Origin of the sequence: Mesorhizobium sp. LNHC232B00 (assembly GCF_000502435.1) — a bacterium.
GTDB classification, from domain to species: domain Bacteria; phylum Pseudomonadota; class Alphaproteobacteria; order Rhizobiales; family Rhizobiaceae; genus Mesorhizobium; species Mesorhizobium opportunistum.
In genome coordinates this window covers 1-13,711 of sequence record NZ_AYWP01000034.1, presented here as the reverse complement: position 1 = coordinate 13,711, position 13,711 = coordinate 1, and the positions used below count along the sequence as shown (strand labels likewise).

Genomic DNA, 13,711 nt, shown 5'->3' with positions numbered 1-13,711 from the left:
GGAAACGATGCTTGATGGGCGATGAACCTCGCCGCCCATGATTCGACCTTTGTGGAATCGACCGTCCCGCCCGCCTATCTCGCCCGGCTGAACGACGCCCAGCGCCAGGCCGTCGAGCATGGCGACGGCAAGATCGCGGGGCCTTTGCTGGTCATTGCCGGCGCCGGCTCGGGCAAGACCAACACGCTGGCGCATCGCGTCGCGCACCTGATCGTCAAGGGCGCCGACCCGCGCCGCATCCTGCTGATGACCTTTTCGCGGCGCGCCGCGTCCGAAATGGCGAGACGCGTCGAGCGCATCGCCGGCGAGGTGCTCGGCCGCGACGCGGCAGTGATCACGGATGCGTTGACCTGGGCCGGCACCTTTCATGGCATCGGCGCCCGGCTGCTGCGCGACTATGCGCTGGAGATCGGCCTAGATCCGGCCTTCACCATCCATGACCGCGAGGATTCCGCCGATCTGATGAACCTTGTCCGGCACGAACTCGGCCTCTCGAAGACGGAGGCGCGCTTTCCGACCAAGGGCACCTGCCTCGCCATCTATTCGCGCGCCGTCAACGCGCAGGCTCCGCTGGGCGAAGTATTGGGTTCGGCCTTTCCGTGGTGCGCCGGCTGGGCCGAGCAGCTGAAGCAGCTGTTCGCGGGCTATGTCGAAGCCAAGCAAGCGCAGAACGTGCTCGATTATGACGATCTGCTGCTCTACTGGGCGCAGATGGCGGCCGAGCCTGAAATCGCAGCGCATCTGGGCGGGCGTTTCGACCATGTGCTCGTCGATGAATACCAGGACACAAACCGGCTGCAGGCTTCGATCCTGATGGCGCTGAAGCCCGACGGTGCCGGGCTGACGGTGGTCGGCGACGATGCGCAGTCGATCTATTCGTTCCGCGCCGCCGAGGTGCGCAACATTCTCGATTTCCCCAAGCAGTTCGCGCAAGCCGCCGATGTGGTGATGCTGGAGCGCAACTACCGCTCGACCGAGACCATTCTCGCCGCCGCCAACGCGGTGATCGGCGAGGCCTCGGAACGCTTCACCAAGAACCTGTGGTCGGAGCGCAAATCCACGGGCAAGCCGAGACTGGTAAGCGTGCGCGACGAGGTCGAGCAGGCGAACTTCGTCTGCGACACCATCCTGGCCGAGCGCGAGGCCGGCACCGCGCTGAAATCCCAGGCGGTGCTGTTTCGCGCCTCGCACCACAGCGGGCCGCTCGAGATTGAGTTGACGCGGCGCAACATTCCCTTCGTCAAATTCGGCGGGCTGAAATTCCTCGATGCCGCTCATGTCAAGGATGTGCTGGCGGTGCTGCGCTTCGCCGAAAACCCGCGCGATCGCGTCGCCGGCTTTCGGGTGCTGCAGCTTTTGCCGGGGATTGGCCCTTCGGCCGCCGCGCAGGTCGTCGAGACGATGACATCCGCGTTGGACGAGGCTATGGGCCTGGCCGGCTGGCGTCCGCCGCAGCGCGCGGCGGACGACTGGCCAAGCTTCGTCGCGCTCTATTCGGGCTTGCGGGCCGGCGCCAAATGGCCTGCCGATCTCGAACAGGTCAGGCTCTGGTACGAGCCGCATCTGGAGCGCATCCATGAGGACGCGATCACGCGCCGCGCCGACCTGTTGCAGCTCGAGCAGATCGGCTCGGCTTATGCCTCCCGCGAACGCTTCCTGACCGAGCTGACGCTCGACCCGCCGGACGCGACCAGCGACCAGGCCGGGCCGCCGCATCGCGACGAGGATTATCTGATCCTGTCGACCATCCACTCGGCCAAGGGCCAGGAGTGGAAAAATGTCTTCGTGCTCAATACCGTCGATGGCTGCATCCCGGCCGATCTCGGCGTCGGCACCAAGGAGGACATCGAGGAGGAGCGCCGGCTGCTCTACGTCGCGATGACGCGGGCCAAGGACAACCTCAACCTGGTCATGCCGCAGCGCTTCTTCCCCCACGGCCAGGCGGCACGCGGGGACCGCCATCTCTATGCCTCGCGCACCCGCTTCATCCCGGCCTCGATCCTCGCCGCGTTCGAACAGGTGTCGTGGCCAAGCGCGCAGGCCGCGCAGGGCAGGGCGCCCCGGCCGGACGTGCGGGTCGACATCGGCGCACGCATGCGCGGCATGTGGAAATAGCCGAGGCCATGCCGCAGCCGCCGATTAGGATCGCCATCGCCGGCGCGCTCGGCCGCATGGGCCGCCAGATGACCGACGCCGTGCGGGCCGATCCACGGTTGGCGCTCGCCGCTCGCTTCCACCGGCCCGGCGCTGTCGGCAATGGGCTGGTCAGCCGCGAGGAGGCGCTTGCCACGGCCGATGTGGTCATCGACTTCACCACGCCGGCGGCCTCCACTGACCTGGCAAGGTTTTGCGCCGCCCGCGGCGGGCCGGCTTTGGTCATAGGCTCGACAGGTTTCGATGCCGCTGAATTGGCGACCATCGCCGATGCCGCGAAAGGCCTCGCCATCGTCCGCTCAGGCAGCTATTCGCTGGGGCTGAACATGCTGGTCGGATTGGTCGAACAGGCGGCGACAGCGCTCGATCCCGAAGACTGGGACGCCGAGGTCTTCGAGGCGCATCACCGCCACAAGATCGACGCGCCATCGGGCACCGCCTTGATGCTTGGTCAAGCCGTGGCCGGCGGACGCAAGGTAGAATTCGACGCGGTGGCGCGGCGTGTTCGCGATGGCGTCACGGGCCCGCGGCCCGCAGGCGAGATCGGCTTTGCGGTGATGCGCGGCGGCAGCATCGTCGGCGAGCACAGTGTCAGCTTCTGCACCGAGGGCGAAACCGTCACCTTGTCGCATGCGGCCGGCGACCGCATCATGTTCGCTCGTGGCGCCATCGCCGCCGCGCTCTGGGTGGCGGGGCGCCACCCCGGCGAATACGACATGCGCGACGTTCTCGGTTTTGGCGCTTCGTGACCAGCAGCTACAACCGATTCCATTTCAACGGCCGCTAAAACGACTGAAAGCCAGCTGAAAGCTTGGGCGTGCCATGAAGTCATTGCGGCGTTCGCCGTGTGACCGGTGCGGGAGCGGCCGGTAAGGAGGAATGCGGCGCAGCCTAAAGGCGCACCGCCCAAGTGGAGGAAGTTTCGTGACCGGTTTCATCTCGAAGTGCGCCCTGCGCACAGCGGCGCTAACCCTTGCCATCGCGGCCACAGGCGCCACGGTGGCTTCGGCTGCCGACAAGATCACCATCATCGTCGGCGGCATGGAAAAGCAGATCTATCTGCCTGCCATGCTCACCCAGCAGCTCGGCTACTTCAAGGACCAGGGGCTCGATGTCGAACTGCTCAACTCGCGCGCCGGGGTCGAGGCCGAAAATGAACTGCTGGCCGGTGCCGTCCAGGGCGTTGTCGGCTTCTACGATCACACCGTCGACCTGCAATCGAAGGGCAAATACATCCAGTCGATCGTCCAGTTCAGCCAGGCGCCTGGCGAGGTCGAGCTGGTCTCCGCCAAGCACCCGGAGATCAAGTCGCCCGCCGACTTCAAGGGCGCCACGCTCGGCGTCACCGGTCTCGGCTCGTCGACCGATTTCCTGACCCAGTATCTTGCCGTGCGCGGCGGCCTGAAGCCCGGCGACTACACGCTGCTGCCGGTCGGCGCCGGCAACACCTTCATCGCCGCCGTCAAGCAGGACCAGATCCAGGCCGGCATGACCACCGAGCCGACCATCGCCAAACTGCTCAAGACCGGCGAGGCAAGCATCCTGGTCGACATGCGCACGCCCGAAAAGACCAAGGAAGCGCTGGGCGGCGACTATCCGGCAGCATCCTTCTATGTCCAGTCCTCCTGGCTGGAAGGCCACAAGGATGAGGCACAGAAGCTTGCCAATGCCTTCGTCAAGACGATGAAATTCATCGCCACGCATTCGGCCGAAGAGATCGCCGACAAGATGCCGAAAGATTATTATGCCGGCAACCGCGACCTCTACGTGCAGGGGCTGGCCGGCGGCAAGGCGATGTTCACGCCGGATGGCCGCATGCCGGCCGATGGCCCGCCGACCGTGCTCAAGGTTCTCTCGACATTCTCGAAGAGCCTGCAAGGCAAGCAGATCGACCTGTCGAAGACCTATACGACGGAATTCGTCGACGCCGCCAAATAGCGGCGCCAGCCTACCACTCGTTGAATAACAACGGTTTGCGCCGGCTGCTTGAATCAAGAAGGCAGCGGCGCAGCCTCCCCGAACACGCAAGATGTCCGTGGCACTGCCGCGGGCTCCCTTGCCCATTGCGACAGGAGTGCGCCATGCAAGTGCAACCTATGGCGGCCGAGAAGCTGTCTCAGGCCGCGCCACAAGCCGACGCCGCGATCGCCATCGATGATGTGACCTTGCGTTTCGTCACGCCCGACGGGCACATGATGACGGCGATCCGCGATTTCACGATGACCGTGGCGCGCGGCGAGTTCGCCTGCGTCGTCGGGCCGACCGGCTGCGGCAAGTCGACGACGCTCAACCTGGTCACCGGCCTGCTGCGGCCGACGACCGGCAATGTCCGCGTCATGGGCAATCCGGTCACCGATATCAGCCGGGACATCGGCTTTGTCTTCCAGGCGGATGCGCTGTTTCCCTGGCGCAGTGTCATCGACAATGTCGCCGCCGGTCCACTCTATCGCGGCACGCCGAAGGCGCAGGCCTACGACCGCGCCCGCGACTGGATCGCCCGCGTCGGCCTCGGCCGCTTCGAAAAACACTATCCGCACCAGCTTTCGGGCGGCATGCGCAAGCGCGTCGCGCTGGCGCAGACCTTCATCAACCAGCCCAAGATCCTTTTGATGGACGAGCCGTTCAGCGCGCTCGACATGCAGACGCGCACCGCCATGCAGGACGAATTGCTGGGTCTGTGGTCGGAGCAGAAATCCTCGGTTGTCTTCGTCACCCACGACCTCGAGGAGGCGGTGGCGCTGGCCGACAAGGTCTATGTGCTCACCGCTGGGCCGGGCACGGTCAAGAGCGTCTACCGCATCGACCTGCCGCGCCCGCGCGTCATGGCCGACATCCGCTACGACCCGAACTTCGTCGAGATCGCCAAGGTGATCTGGAACGATCTGCGCGAGGAAGTGCAGCTCGGCCAGAGCCGGACCTTGCAGACCGGACATTGAGGAGAAACAGCATGACCGCAATCTCTCCGACCGCCAACCGGGCCGCCGTCCGCGATGCTTCCATCGCCGTTGCCGAAGCCCGGGCGAGGGCGAGGCTGCGGCGCCGCCATGCGCTGGTCATCGGCCTGCGCCTTGCCATCCTGGTCGTCTTCCTTGGCCTGTGGGAACTCGGCGCCGACTACAACATCATCGACCCGTTCTTCTTCGCCAGCCCGTCTGGCATCTGGCAGCAGATCTGGTCGTGGATCACCGAAGGCACTTCGCAAGGCCCACTCTGGCTGCAGATCTACGTGACGCTGGAGGAAACCTTCCTCGGCTTTGTCATCGGTGCCCTTGGCGGCATCGCCGCCGGCATCATCCTCGGCCGCAATCGGCTGTTGGCGGATGTCTTTTCGATCTACATCAAGATCGCCAATTCGGTGCCGCGCGTCGTGCTCGGCTCGGTGTTCATCATCGCGCTCGGCCTCGGCATGGCGTCCAAGGTGGCGCTTGCCGTGGTGATGGTGTTCTTCGTTGTTTTCGCCAACGCCTTCCAGGGCGTGCGCGAGGCCGACAGGGCAATGATCGCAAATGCCCAGATCCTTGGCGCCTCGCCGTTCCAGATCACCCGCACCGTCATCATTCCTTCGGCGATGAGCTGGATCCTCGCCAGCCTGCATGTCAGCTTCGGCTTCGCGCTGGTCGGCGCGGTGGTCGGCGAGTTCCTCGGCGCCAAGCAAGGCATGGGCCTGCTGATCTCGACCGCGCAGGGCGCCTTCAACGCCAATGGCGTGTTCGCCGCCATGATCATCCTGGCTGTCATGGCGCTGGTGGTGGAGTTCATCATCACCCGCTTCGAGAACTATGTCGTCAAGTGGCGGCCGGCGCCGTTCAACGAGCAGGGAACGTGATCGGTCAGGCCAAGGGCAGCCTGACCTCGACCACCAGACCGCCGGCTGCGCCATCCCCGAGGGTGACGCGGCCGCCGGCGTTCTCGACCACCTCGCGCACGATGGCGAGCCCAAGCCCGCTGCCTTGCTCGCTCGAACCGGCGACGCGATAGAAGCGTTCGAACACATGCTCGCGTTCGTCCGCCGGGATGCCGGGTCCGTTGTCGGCGACGGTCAGCACGGCCTCGCCATCGAGGGCCGCCAGGCTGACCGTGACACGCCCCCCGACCGGGGAGTAACGCAGCGCGTTGTCGACGAGGTTGACGATCATCTCACGCAGCATGGTGCCGTCGCCGGTGACCGGCACGGGACCGGCCTCCTCGAGGCCGAGATCGATGTTGCGGGCGATCGCTGCCGGGGCCTGCGTTTCCAGCACGTGGCGGGCGGCTTCGGCCAGGTCGATGCGGTCGGCGCGCGGCCGCCGGCTGCCTGGCTCGGCGCGTGACAGGGTCAAGAGCTGTTCGGCCAGCCGTGCCAGTTTGCCGGAACTCGCCTGCAGCGCCACCAGCGCCTCATGGCGAGCATCGGCGGCACTTTCGCGAAGCGCATAGCTTGCCTGTGTGGAGAGCAGCGCCAGAGGCGTGCGCAATTGGTGCGCCGCATTGGCGATGAAGCGGCGTTGCGCCGCCATCTGCGCCCGCACGCGTTCCATATAGGCGTTGAGCGCGTCGATCAGCGGGCGAATCTCGCTTTGCGCACCGGGCACTTCGACGGGATCGAGGTCGCTGCGGTTTGGCGAGCGTACCGCATCGCGCAGCCGCATCAACGGCGCCAGGCCGCGACGCAAGCCGAGCAGCACGAACACGCCGGCAATCGCCACCAGCGCCAGTTGCTGGGCAAAGGCGCTGAACCATAGCCGTTTGACCATCGCGTCATGGCCGGCAAGGGTAACGCCCACGGTGACCGTTATCGGCGAGTCGTTGCCGGCGCCGATCACCGCATGGCCAAGGGTCAGGAGTCGCAATTGATGATCGCGATAGGGGGCCTCGACGCTGGCATGCCGCGGCGCTTCGGGCAGGTCGGGGTATCCGGTCAGCAGCCGCCCGGCGGCTGTCTCGACGCGATAATAGACGCTGTCCCGGTCGCCGGTGTCGAACATCTCGATCGCCGCCGGGGGCACCGTGGCATCGAGCACGCCGTCGACCATGGCGACCTGCTCGGCTATCGCGCGCGCCGAGCCGACCAGCATCCGGTCGGTGACCAGGTCCGCGGTCGCCAGTGCGTTGCGCTGGCTGGTCCACAGGTTGATGGTCGCGAGCCCGGCAAGCGGCAGCACCACCCATGCCAGCAATTGCAGGCGGAGGCTGTTGATCCTCATGGCGCCAGGGTCGTCACGGCGCCAAATCGTCTTGGCGCAAGAGATAGCCGAGGCCACGCAGGGTGGCGATCTGGACCCGCGACCCTTCGAGCTTCTTGCGCACGCGGTGCACGTAGATTTCGATGGCGCTGGGATCGGCGTCGGTCTCGAAATCATAGATCGCGGCCGACAATGCCGCCTTGCTCACGGTGCGCCCGGCCTTGACCATCAACTGTTCCAGCACTGCGTGTTCGCGCGGTGTCAGCGCCAGCGTTTCGCCCGCGAGCGAAAACAGCCTTGTGTTGGTGTCGAAGACGAGGTCGCCGCAGGTGATCATCGGCGCGGTGCGGTCATTGGCGCGGCGCAACTGCACGCGGATACGTGCCTCGAGTTCCTCGATCTGGAAAGGCTTGGCCAGATAGTCGTCCGCGCCTTCGTTGAGGCCTTTGACGCGGCCGTCGAGGCTGGCATTTGCGGTGAGCACGATCACCGGCACCCGGTTGCCGCGCGCCCGCAGCATGCGCAGCACCTCCATTCCGCCCATGCGCGGCAGCGCGAGGTCGAGGATGATGAGCGCGTGTTCGCCGGCCGCCAGCGCATGCTCGACATCCTCGCCGTCATGCACGATGTCGACGACATAATGCGCCTGGCGCAGGGTCTTGCCCAGCCAGTCCGCCAGTTCGTGGTTGTCCTCGACAAGCAGCAATCGCATGTCTGTTGCTGTTCCTGCGTCCGTCTTTTCTCGGTCTCGGCGGCTGCCCCGGGCTCGAACGGCCGCCGCGTCCGACAATCAGACCTGAAATGAGCGATAGTGTCGATCTCGACGCAAGGCAAATGCGGGCAGGTGGCCGGCGGCGAAAGGTTTTACGCACGCTCGATCCATCCATTTCCGCATCCATTTCCCCATTAGATCGAACCGAACGGTTCGGTTCTGATTAACGGATTGTATCGCAAACGGTGAACAATAGCTCGCGAACTGGTGTCGCTTTCGTCGAAGGCGAAAACTTAAGCTGCTGAAAATATTGAAGAAATAATGTCGCATTTGCTGCGGTGCAATATGCATTGTTCATAATATAACGGAAGACTGTAAAACCGATCCGACTGGCAATCCAAAAAGGCACTCACTACTTCGGGGTGGTCCGAGCGACGCGAAATTCCTCCCAAGGGCACGCCACTAGACCGGACAGGACTAGCAAACTGGAGTAACCAAAATGACCAAGATCGCTCTTACCGTCGCCGCCATCCTCGTTGCCACGGGCACCGCTTTCGCCGGCAGCGACAATTATGGCTCCAACAATGCCAACCAGCCGGTCGCCAAGCAGTCGACTTCCAACGTCGACACGCTCCGCACCGGTTCGATCCTGAAGATCGACAAGACGCAGGCCGACGCCAATGCGAAGATTCCTGCCCAGTCGGGCCAGGGCATCTGGGGCCGCTAACAGCTTCAAACCCTTGCATGACGACAAAGAGCGGTGGGCTTGGCCCGCCGCTCTTGTTTTTGTGCCCATGGCGCAGGCACTGACGGGCACCGTCTTGGGCCGTCGGTCTTCGCACTCGCCAGAAAAAAGCTTCCACCTCCAGGAATAAAACCCGTTGGCCCTAGGTCTTGTCCATAGAGCCGGATGATTTCAGGTCGAATGATTTGAAATCTGAATTCGGCTCTAAATCAAAGAGTTAGAGCATGATCGCGTCCGAAAACCGCTTCACATTTTTCGGCATCATGCACTAGCGGAACCGTCCTCCCAAGACGCCGCCCAACGGATGAAACAGGAGATTGAAATGAACAGGATCGCTCTCGCTACCGCCGCCATTCTCGTTATGGTCGGCGCTGCCTTTGCCGGCAGCGAGCACTATGGCTCCGATGGTGCCAACCAGCCGGTCGCCTCGGTTGCCGGCGTCGATCACGCCGTTACCGGCGCGGTCAAAAACACGGACATGGCCGGGCACAAGGCAGCCGACATCAACGTGAAACCCACCAAGGAATGGCCCGAACCCGGCCAGGGCATCTGGGGGAACTGATGTCCGTGGGCAGATATGCGGAGGGTTCGCCCCGCCGTTCCTGCCAACATCAGCTTACTGGCTCAGATCCCTCGGCCGCAGGAAATGCGTCAGCCGCGCGGACGTCAGGCCGAACCAGTCGCCGTCGAAGACAAAGCGTGCAAGGGCTGCCGTTGGGAACTTTTCCTCGAGCCGCTTGCGCGCTTTCGCTTCCGATCCTGAACCGGCAAGCTGTTTTGCCAGATCCTCCAGGCCCGGATTGTGGCCGGCCACCAGCAGGCAACCGTTCCACGGGCCGGCCAGGCGAATCTGGCTCAGAATATCCGCCGCCGAAGCGTCATAGAGCGCCTCGGCAAACACGGATCGAGGATGCATGGGCAACTCCGCCGCCACCAGCCGCCAGGTGTCGCGTGTGCGCAGCGCCGGCGACAGCAGCGCCAGATCCGGCAGCCATTCGCGCGCCGCAAGCTCGCGCCCGATCAGCGGCGCAGTCGTCAGCCCGCGCTCGGCGAGCGGCCGGTCGAAATCGTCGAGACCAGGGTCGTCTCGGCTCGATTTTGCGTGACGAAGGAGAAGCAGCTGTCTCATCGCCACGTCCTCAACTCAAGGCGTAATGCGCGCCAGGTGCTCCAGATCGGCTTCTTCGCGCAGCGGGTCGGGCGCCATCACCACCGACGTGCCGTTGTCGGCATCGTCGGCAAAATGGGCAAGCACGGTGCGGCCGGCCTCCATGCGCGCCTTGCCTTCGGCGACCAGCCCCAGTGCCAGCGCATAGAGCCGGTGCTCGGCCTTCAGCACCCGGGCGGCCAGCGTGTCGGCATTGTCGCCGACCATCACCGGCACGGCCGCCTGCGCGATGATCGGGCCGTCATCCATTTCGGTCGTGACGAAATGCACCGTGCAGCCGTGGATGCGTATGCCGGCGGCAAGTGCGCGCGCATGCGTATCAAGCCCCTTGAAGGCGGGCAGCAGGGCAGGGTGGATGTTGATCATGCGGCCCTGCCATTTCTGCACGAAGCCGGGGGTGAGGATGCGCATATAGCCGGCCAGCGCCACGATATCGGCGTTGAAGGCCGTGAGTGCGGCGTCGATCGTGGCGTCATGCGCCTGCTTGCTGCCATGGTCGGCACGGGAAATGACCCGGGTGGCGATACCGCGTGCTTTGGCGATGCCGAGGCCGGCGGCATCCGCCTTGTCGGAGATGACGCCGACGATCTCCGCCGGGAAGGCCGGATCGCTGGCAGCAGCGATCAGCGCGGTCATGTTCGATCCACGTCCCGAGATCAGGACGGCGGTGCGTTTCTTCTGCATATTCATAGGCCGATCGAGCCCCGATAGATGACGCCGGCGTCGCGGCGCGGCACGATGCGGCCGATCGGCGTCACCGTCTCGCCGGCTTCCTGCAGCACGGCGGCGACCTGCGCCGCCTGGCCGGAGGCGACCGCCAGGATCATGCCGATGCCGCAATTGAAGGTGCGCATCATCTCTTCCGGCGCAACGCCGCCGATCTTGGCCAGCCAGGAGAACACCGCGGGCACGTCGATCGCCTCGAGGTCGAGTTCGGCCGAAAAGTCCTTGGGCAGCACGCGCGGAATGTTTTCCGGGAAGCCGCCGCCGGTGATGTGGGCCAGCGCCTTGATGCCATGCGTGTTGCGGATCGCCTTGAGGATCGACTTGACGTAGATGCGGGTCGGTTCGAGCAGCGCCTCGGCCAGCGTCACCTCGTCGTTGAATGGCGCCGGATCGCTCCAGGCGAGGCCGCTGACACCGACGATGCGGCGCACCAGCGAAAACCCGTTCGAATGCAGGCCCGAGGAGGCAAGACCCAACAGCACGTCACCTTCGACGATATCGTCGGTCGGCAGCAACTGGCCGCGTTCGGCCGCGCCCACCGCAAAGCCGGCAAGGTCGTAGTCGTTGCCGTGGTACATGCCGGGCATTTCCGCGGTCTCGCCGCCGATCAGCGCGCACCCGGCCTGGCGGCAGCCCAGGGCGATGCCGCCGACGATCGCCGCACCCTGGTCGGGGTCGAGTTTGCCGGTGGCGAAATAGTCGAGGAAGAACAGCGGCTCGGCACCTTGCACGACGATGTCGTTGACGCACATGGCGACGAGGTCGATGCCGATCGTGTCGTGTTTGCCGGCTTCGATGGCGATCTTGAGCTTGGTTCCAACGCCGTCATTGGCGGCGACCAGCACCGGATCGGTGAAGCCCGCCGCCTTGAGGTCGAACAGGCCGCCGAACCCGCCGATCTCGCCATCGGCGCCCGGCCGGCGCGTCGCGCGCACCAGCGGCTTGATCTTCTCGACCATCAGATTGCCGGCATCGATATCGACACCGGCCTCGGCATAAGTGAGCCCGTTACTGCGCTTGCCCGTTTTGTCCTGGCCCGTTTCGCGCTTGCTCATCGCAATTTCCCTGTTTGCGGGCTCTTCGCATGAATGGTTTCGGGGGGCAAGGATAACGGCGGCGGAGGCGCGGTTCAAAGTGACAAAATCGTGGACAGCGGACCCCCACCGGCCAGTCCGCGCGGCAAAGGGGATTGGCGGTTCTCCCTTGCACCCCGCTTTCGTCTCCATCATCTATCAGCAAGCAAACTGGCAGGCACGCATTTTGACGATCCCCAACCTGATCACCATCCTGCGGCTTCTCCTGGTGCCTGCCGTGGTGCTGGCCATGCTGCAGGAGCGCTGGGACTGGGCCTTCGTCGGTTTCGTCGTCGCCGGCGTCTCCGACGGTGTCGACGGCTTCATCGCCCGCCGTTTCAACCAGCCGTCCAGGCTCGGCGCCTATCTCGATCCGATTGCCGACAAGCTGCTTTTGGTTTCGGTGTTCATCGTCATGGGCTTCATCGGACAGTTGCCGCTATGGCTGGTCGTCACCATGGTGGCGCGCGATGCGCTGATCGTTTGCGCGGTTCTGTTGTCTTCCGTCATGGCCCAGCCGGTCGAGATGAAGCCGCTGTTCGTCTCGAAGGCCAACACCGCCATCCAGATCGTCCTGGCGGCGGTCGTGCTGGGCGAGCTGGCTCTTGCCGTGCGACTCGACCCTTTGCGGCCGGCCCTCATATTGCTGTCCGGGGTCTTGACCGTGGCTTCGGCCGCGGCCTATCTCGTGGCTTGGCTGAGGCATATGAGCGGCTATGGCGAAAGCTCCAAACCGGACACCTGACCAAGGATCCATCGAAGCGGCCGCTGAGGCTGCGGCGGCAGGCGAAACTGCGTCTCTGGCGTTCCGCCGGCAGATATTCTTCTGGCTGGCCGGATTGGCGGTGCTTGCGCTGTTCCTCTATGTCTTCAGCGACATCCTGCTGCCCTTCGTCGCCGGCATGGTGCTTGCCTATTTTCTCGATCCGGTCGCCGACCGGCTGCAGCGGCTCGGCCTGTCGCGCTTCATGGCGACGGTGGTCATCCTCATCACCTTCCTGATCGTGCTGGTGCTGGCATTCGTCATTCTGATACCGGTGCTGGCGACGCAGATGGCCGACTTCGCCGGCAAACTGCCGGAGTACCTGACCCGGCTGCAGAGCCTGATCACGTCATTCGACCCGAAATGGCTGGAAGAGAAATTCGGCGTCAACGCCAATGGCTTGCGCGACGGGCTGAATTCGCTGCTGACTTCCGGCTTTGGCCTGATCACCACCGTGTTCACCTCGCTGTGGACTTCCGGCATGGCGCTGGTCTCGGTGGTCAGCCTGTTCGTGGTGACGCCGGTGGTTGCCTTCTACATGCTGCTCGACTGGGACCGTATGGTCGCGGTCATCGACAGCTGGGTGCCGCGCGACAACGTCGCCACGGTGCGCGCCATCGCGCGCGACATCAACACCGCCACCGCCGGCTTCGTGCGTGGCCAGGGCACGCTCTGCCTGGTGCTTGGCGCTATGTACGCCACCGGCCTGACGCTGACCGGCTTGAATTTCGCCATCCTCATCGGCCTCTTCGCCGGGCTGATCTCCTTCATTCCCTATGTCGGTTCACTGACCGGCCTGGTGCTGGCCGTCGGCGTTGCCTTCGTCCAGTTCTGGCCGGACTGGACCATGATCGTCGCCGTCGCCGTGGTGTTCTTCATCGGCCAGTTCATCGAAGGCAACATCCTGCAGCCCCGGCTGGTCGGCAAAAGCGTCGGCCTGCATCCGGTATGGCTGATGTTCGCGCTGTTTGCCTTCGGCGCGCTGTTCGGTTTCGTGGGCCTGCTGATCGCCGTGCCGGCTTCGGCGGCCGTCGCCGTGCTGGTGCGCTTTGCCATCGCTCGCTATCTCGAATCGCCGCTCTACAAGGGCCACGCGAAAGAGCCCGTGCCGCCGCTGCCCGCCGATCGCGGCGGCGGTCGCCGCACGCAGCCGCGTCGCTGACGTGACTGCCCAGCGCACCGATCCGCCACGCCAGCTGCCGCTCGAT

The 13,711-nt window shown here is 64.8% G+C and carries 14 protein-coding genes; 9 read left to right on the top strand and 5 right to left on the bottom strand.

What is annotated here, in order from left to right; translation table 11 throughout:
- The first annotated feature begins 21 nt into the window (after positions 1-21).
- The 5 genes from X743_RS142430 to X743_RS142450 all read left to right on the top strand — a co-directional run bounded on the left by X743_RS142430 (position 22) and on the right by X743_RS142450 (position 5,980).
- Positions 22-2,115: an ATP-dependent helicase gene (locus tag X743_RS142430; protein ID WP_023768505.1), complete on the top strand. Its 2,094-nt coding sequence runs from the start codon at positions 22-24 to the stop codon at positions 2,113-2,115.
- Positions 2,116-2,123: 8 nt separating this feature from the next.
- The gene (gene dapB / locus X743_RS142435) at positions 2,124-2,903 is read left to right on the top strand and encodes a 4-hydroxy-tetrahydrodipicolinate reductase (RefSeq protein WP_031258532.1); all 780 of its coding nucleotides are present in this window, start codon (positions 2,124-2,126) and stop codon (positions 2,901-2,903) included.
- Positions 2,904-3,078: 175 nt separating this feature from the next.
- Complete coding sequence (locus X743_RS142440) at positions 3,079-4,092, top strand: ABC transporter substrate-binding protein (protein ID WP_023768503.1); 1,014 nt, start codon at positions 3,079-3,081, stop codon at positions 4,090-4,092.
- Positions 4,093-4,235: 143 nt separating this feature from the next.
- Entirely contained in the window at positions 4,236-5,090 is an 855-nt protein-coding gene (locus X743_RS142445; protein ID WP_051410503.1) for an ABC transporter ATP-binding protein, read from the top strand.
- A gap of 11 nt (positions 5,091-5,101) precedes the next feature.
- The gene (locus X743_RS142450; protein ID WP_023768501.1) at positions 5,102-5,980 is read left to right on the top strand and encodes an ABC transporter permease; all 879 of its coding nucleotides are present in this window, start codon (positions 5,102-5,104) and stop codon (positions 5,978-5,980) included.
- A gap of 4 nt (positions 5,981-5,984) precedes the next feature.
- On the opposite strand, the gene X743_RS142455 is transcribed toward X743_RS142450, so the two are convergent.
- Both X743_RS142455 and X743_RS142460 read right to left on the bottom strand, forming a co-directional pair.
- On the bottom strand, positions 5,985-7,337 hold the full coding sequence (locus X743_RS142455) for a sensor histidine kinase (RefSeq protein WP_023768500.1): 1,353 nt from the start codon (positions 7,335-7,337) through the stop codon (positions 5,985-5,987).
- A 13-nt stretch (positions 7,338-7,350) separates the two neighbouring features.
- The gene (locus X743_RS142460; RefSeq protein WP_031258531.1) at positions 7,351-8,028 is read right to left on the bottom strand and encodes a response regulator; all 678 of its coding nucleotides are present in this window, start codon (positions 8,026-8,028) and stop codon (positions 7,351-7,353) included.
- Positions 8,029-8,527: 499 nt separating this feature from the next.
- Between X743_RS142460 and X743_RS142465 the strand changes: the two genes are divergently transcribed.
- Both X743_RS142465 and X743_RS142470 read left to right on the top strand, forming a co-directional pair.
- The gene (locus X743_RS142465) at positions 8,528-8,755 is read left to right on the top strand and encodes a DUF680 domain-containing protein (protein ID WP_023768498.1); all 228 of its coding nucleotides are present in this window, start codon (positions 8,528-8,530) and stop codon (positions 8,753-8,755) included.
- Between the two features lie 340 nt (positions 8,756-9,095).
- Positions 9,096-9,335 carry a DUF680 domain-containing protein gene (locus X743_RS142470; RefSeq protein ID WP_023768497.1) on the top strand — a complete coding sequence of 80 codons (240 nt, stop codon included), beginning with the start codon at positions 9,096-9,098 and terminating at the stop codon, positions 9,333-9,335.
- A gap of 54 nt (positions 9,336-9,389) precedes the next feature.
- On the opposite strand, the gene X743_RS142475 is transcribed toward X743_RS142470, so the two are convergent.
- From X743_RS142475 to purM, 3 genes are read right to left on the bottom strand one after another with little or no spacing between them, the layout of a single operon-like run.
- The gene (locus X743_RS142475; RefSeq protein ID WP_023768496.1) at positions 9,390-9,902 is read right to left on the bottom strand and encodes a histidine phosphatase family protein; all 513 of its coding nucleotides are present in this window, start codon (positions 9,900-9,902) and stop codon (positions 9,390-9,392) included.
- A gap of 15 nt (positions 9,903-9,917) precedes the next feature.
- The gene (gene purN / locus X743_RS142480) at positions 9,918-10,631 is read right to left on the bottom strand and encodes a phosphoribosylglycinamide formyltransferase (protein ID WP_023768495.1); all 714 of its coding nucleotides are present in this window, start codon (positions 10,629-10,631) and stop codon (positions 9,918-9,920) included.
- Positions 10,628-11,722 carry a phosphoribosylformylglycinamidine cyclo-ligase gene (gene purM / locus X743_RS142485; protein WP_023768494.1) on the bottom strand — a complete coding sequence of 365 codons (1,095 nt, stop codon included), beginning with the start codon at positions 11,720-11,722 and terminating at the stop codon, positions 10,628-10,630. Before purM ends, purN begins: the two co-directional genes overlap by 4 nt.
- Before the next feature lie 205 nt (positions 11,723-11,927).
- Here purM and X743_RS142490 point away from each other — a divergent pair, with 205 nt between their 5' ends.
- Positions 11,928-12,485 carry a CDP-alcohol phosphatidyltransferase family protein gene (locus X743_RS142490; protein WP_031258529.1) on the top strand — a complete coding sequence of 186 codons (558 nt, stop codon included), beginning with the start codon at positions 11,928-11,930 and terminating at the stop codon, positions 12,483-12,485.
- Positions 12,457-13,665: an AI-2E family transporter gene (locus X743_RS142495; protein WP_023768492.1), complete on the top strand. Its 1,209-nt coding sequence runs from the start codon at positions 12,457-12,459 to the stop codon at positions 13,663-13,665. The genes X743_RS142490 and X743_RS142495 overlap by 29 nt, the downstream gene beginning before the upstream one ends.
- Positions 13,666-13,711: the final 46 nt, after the last annotated feature.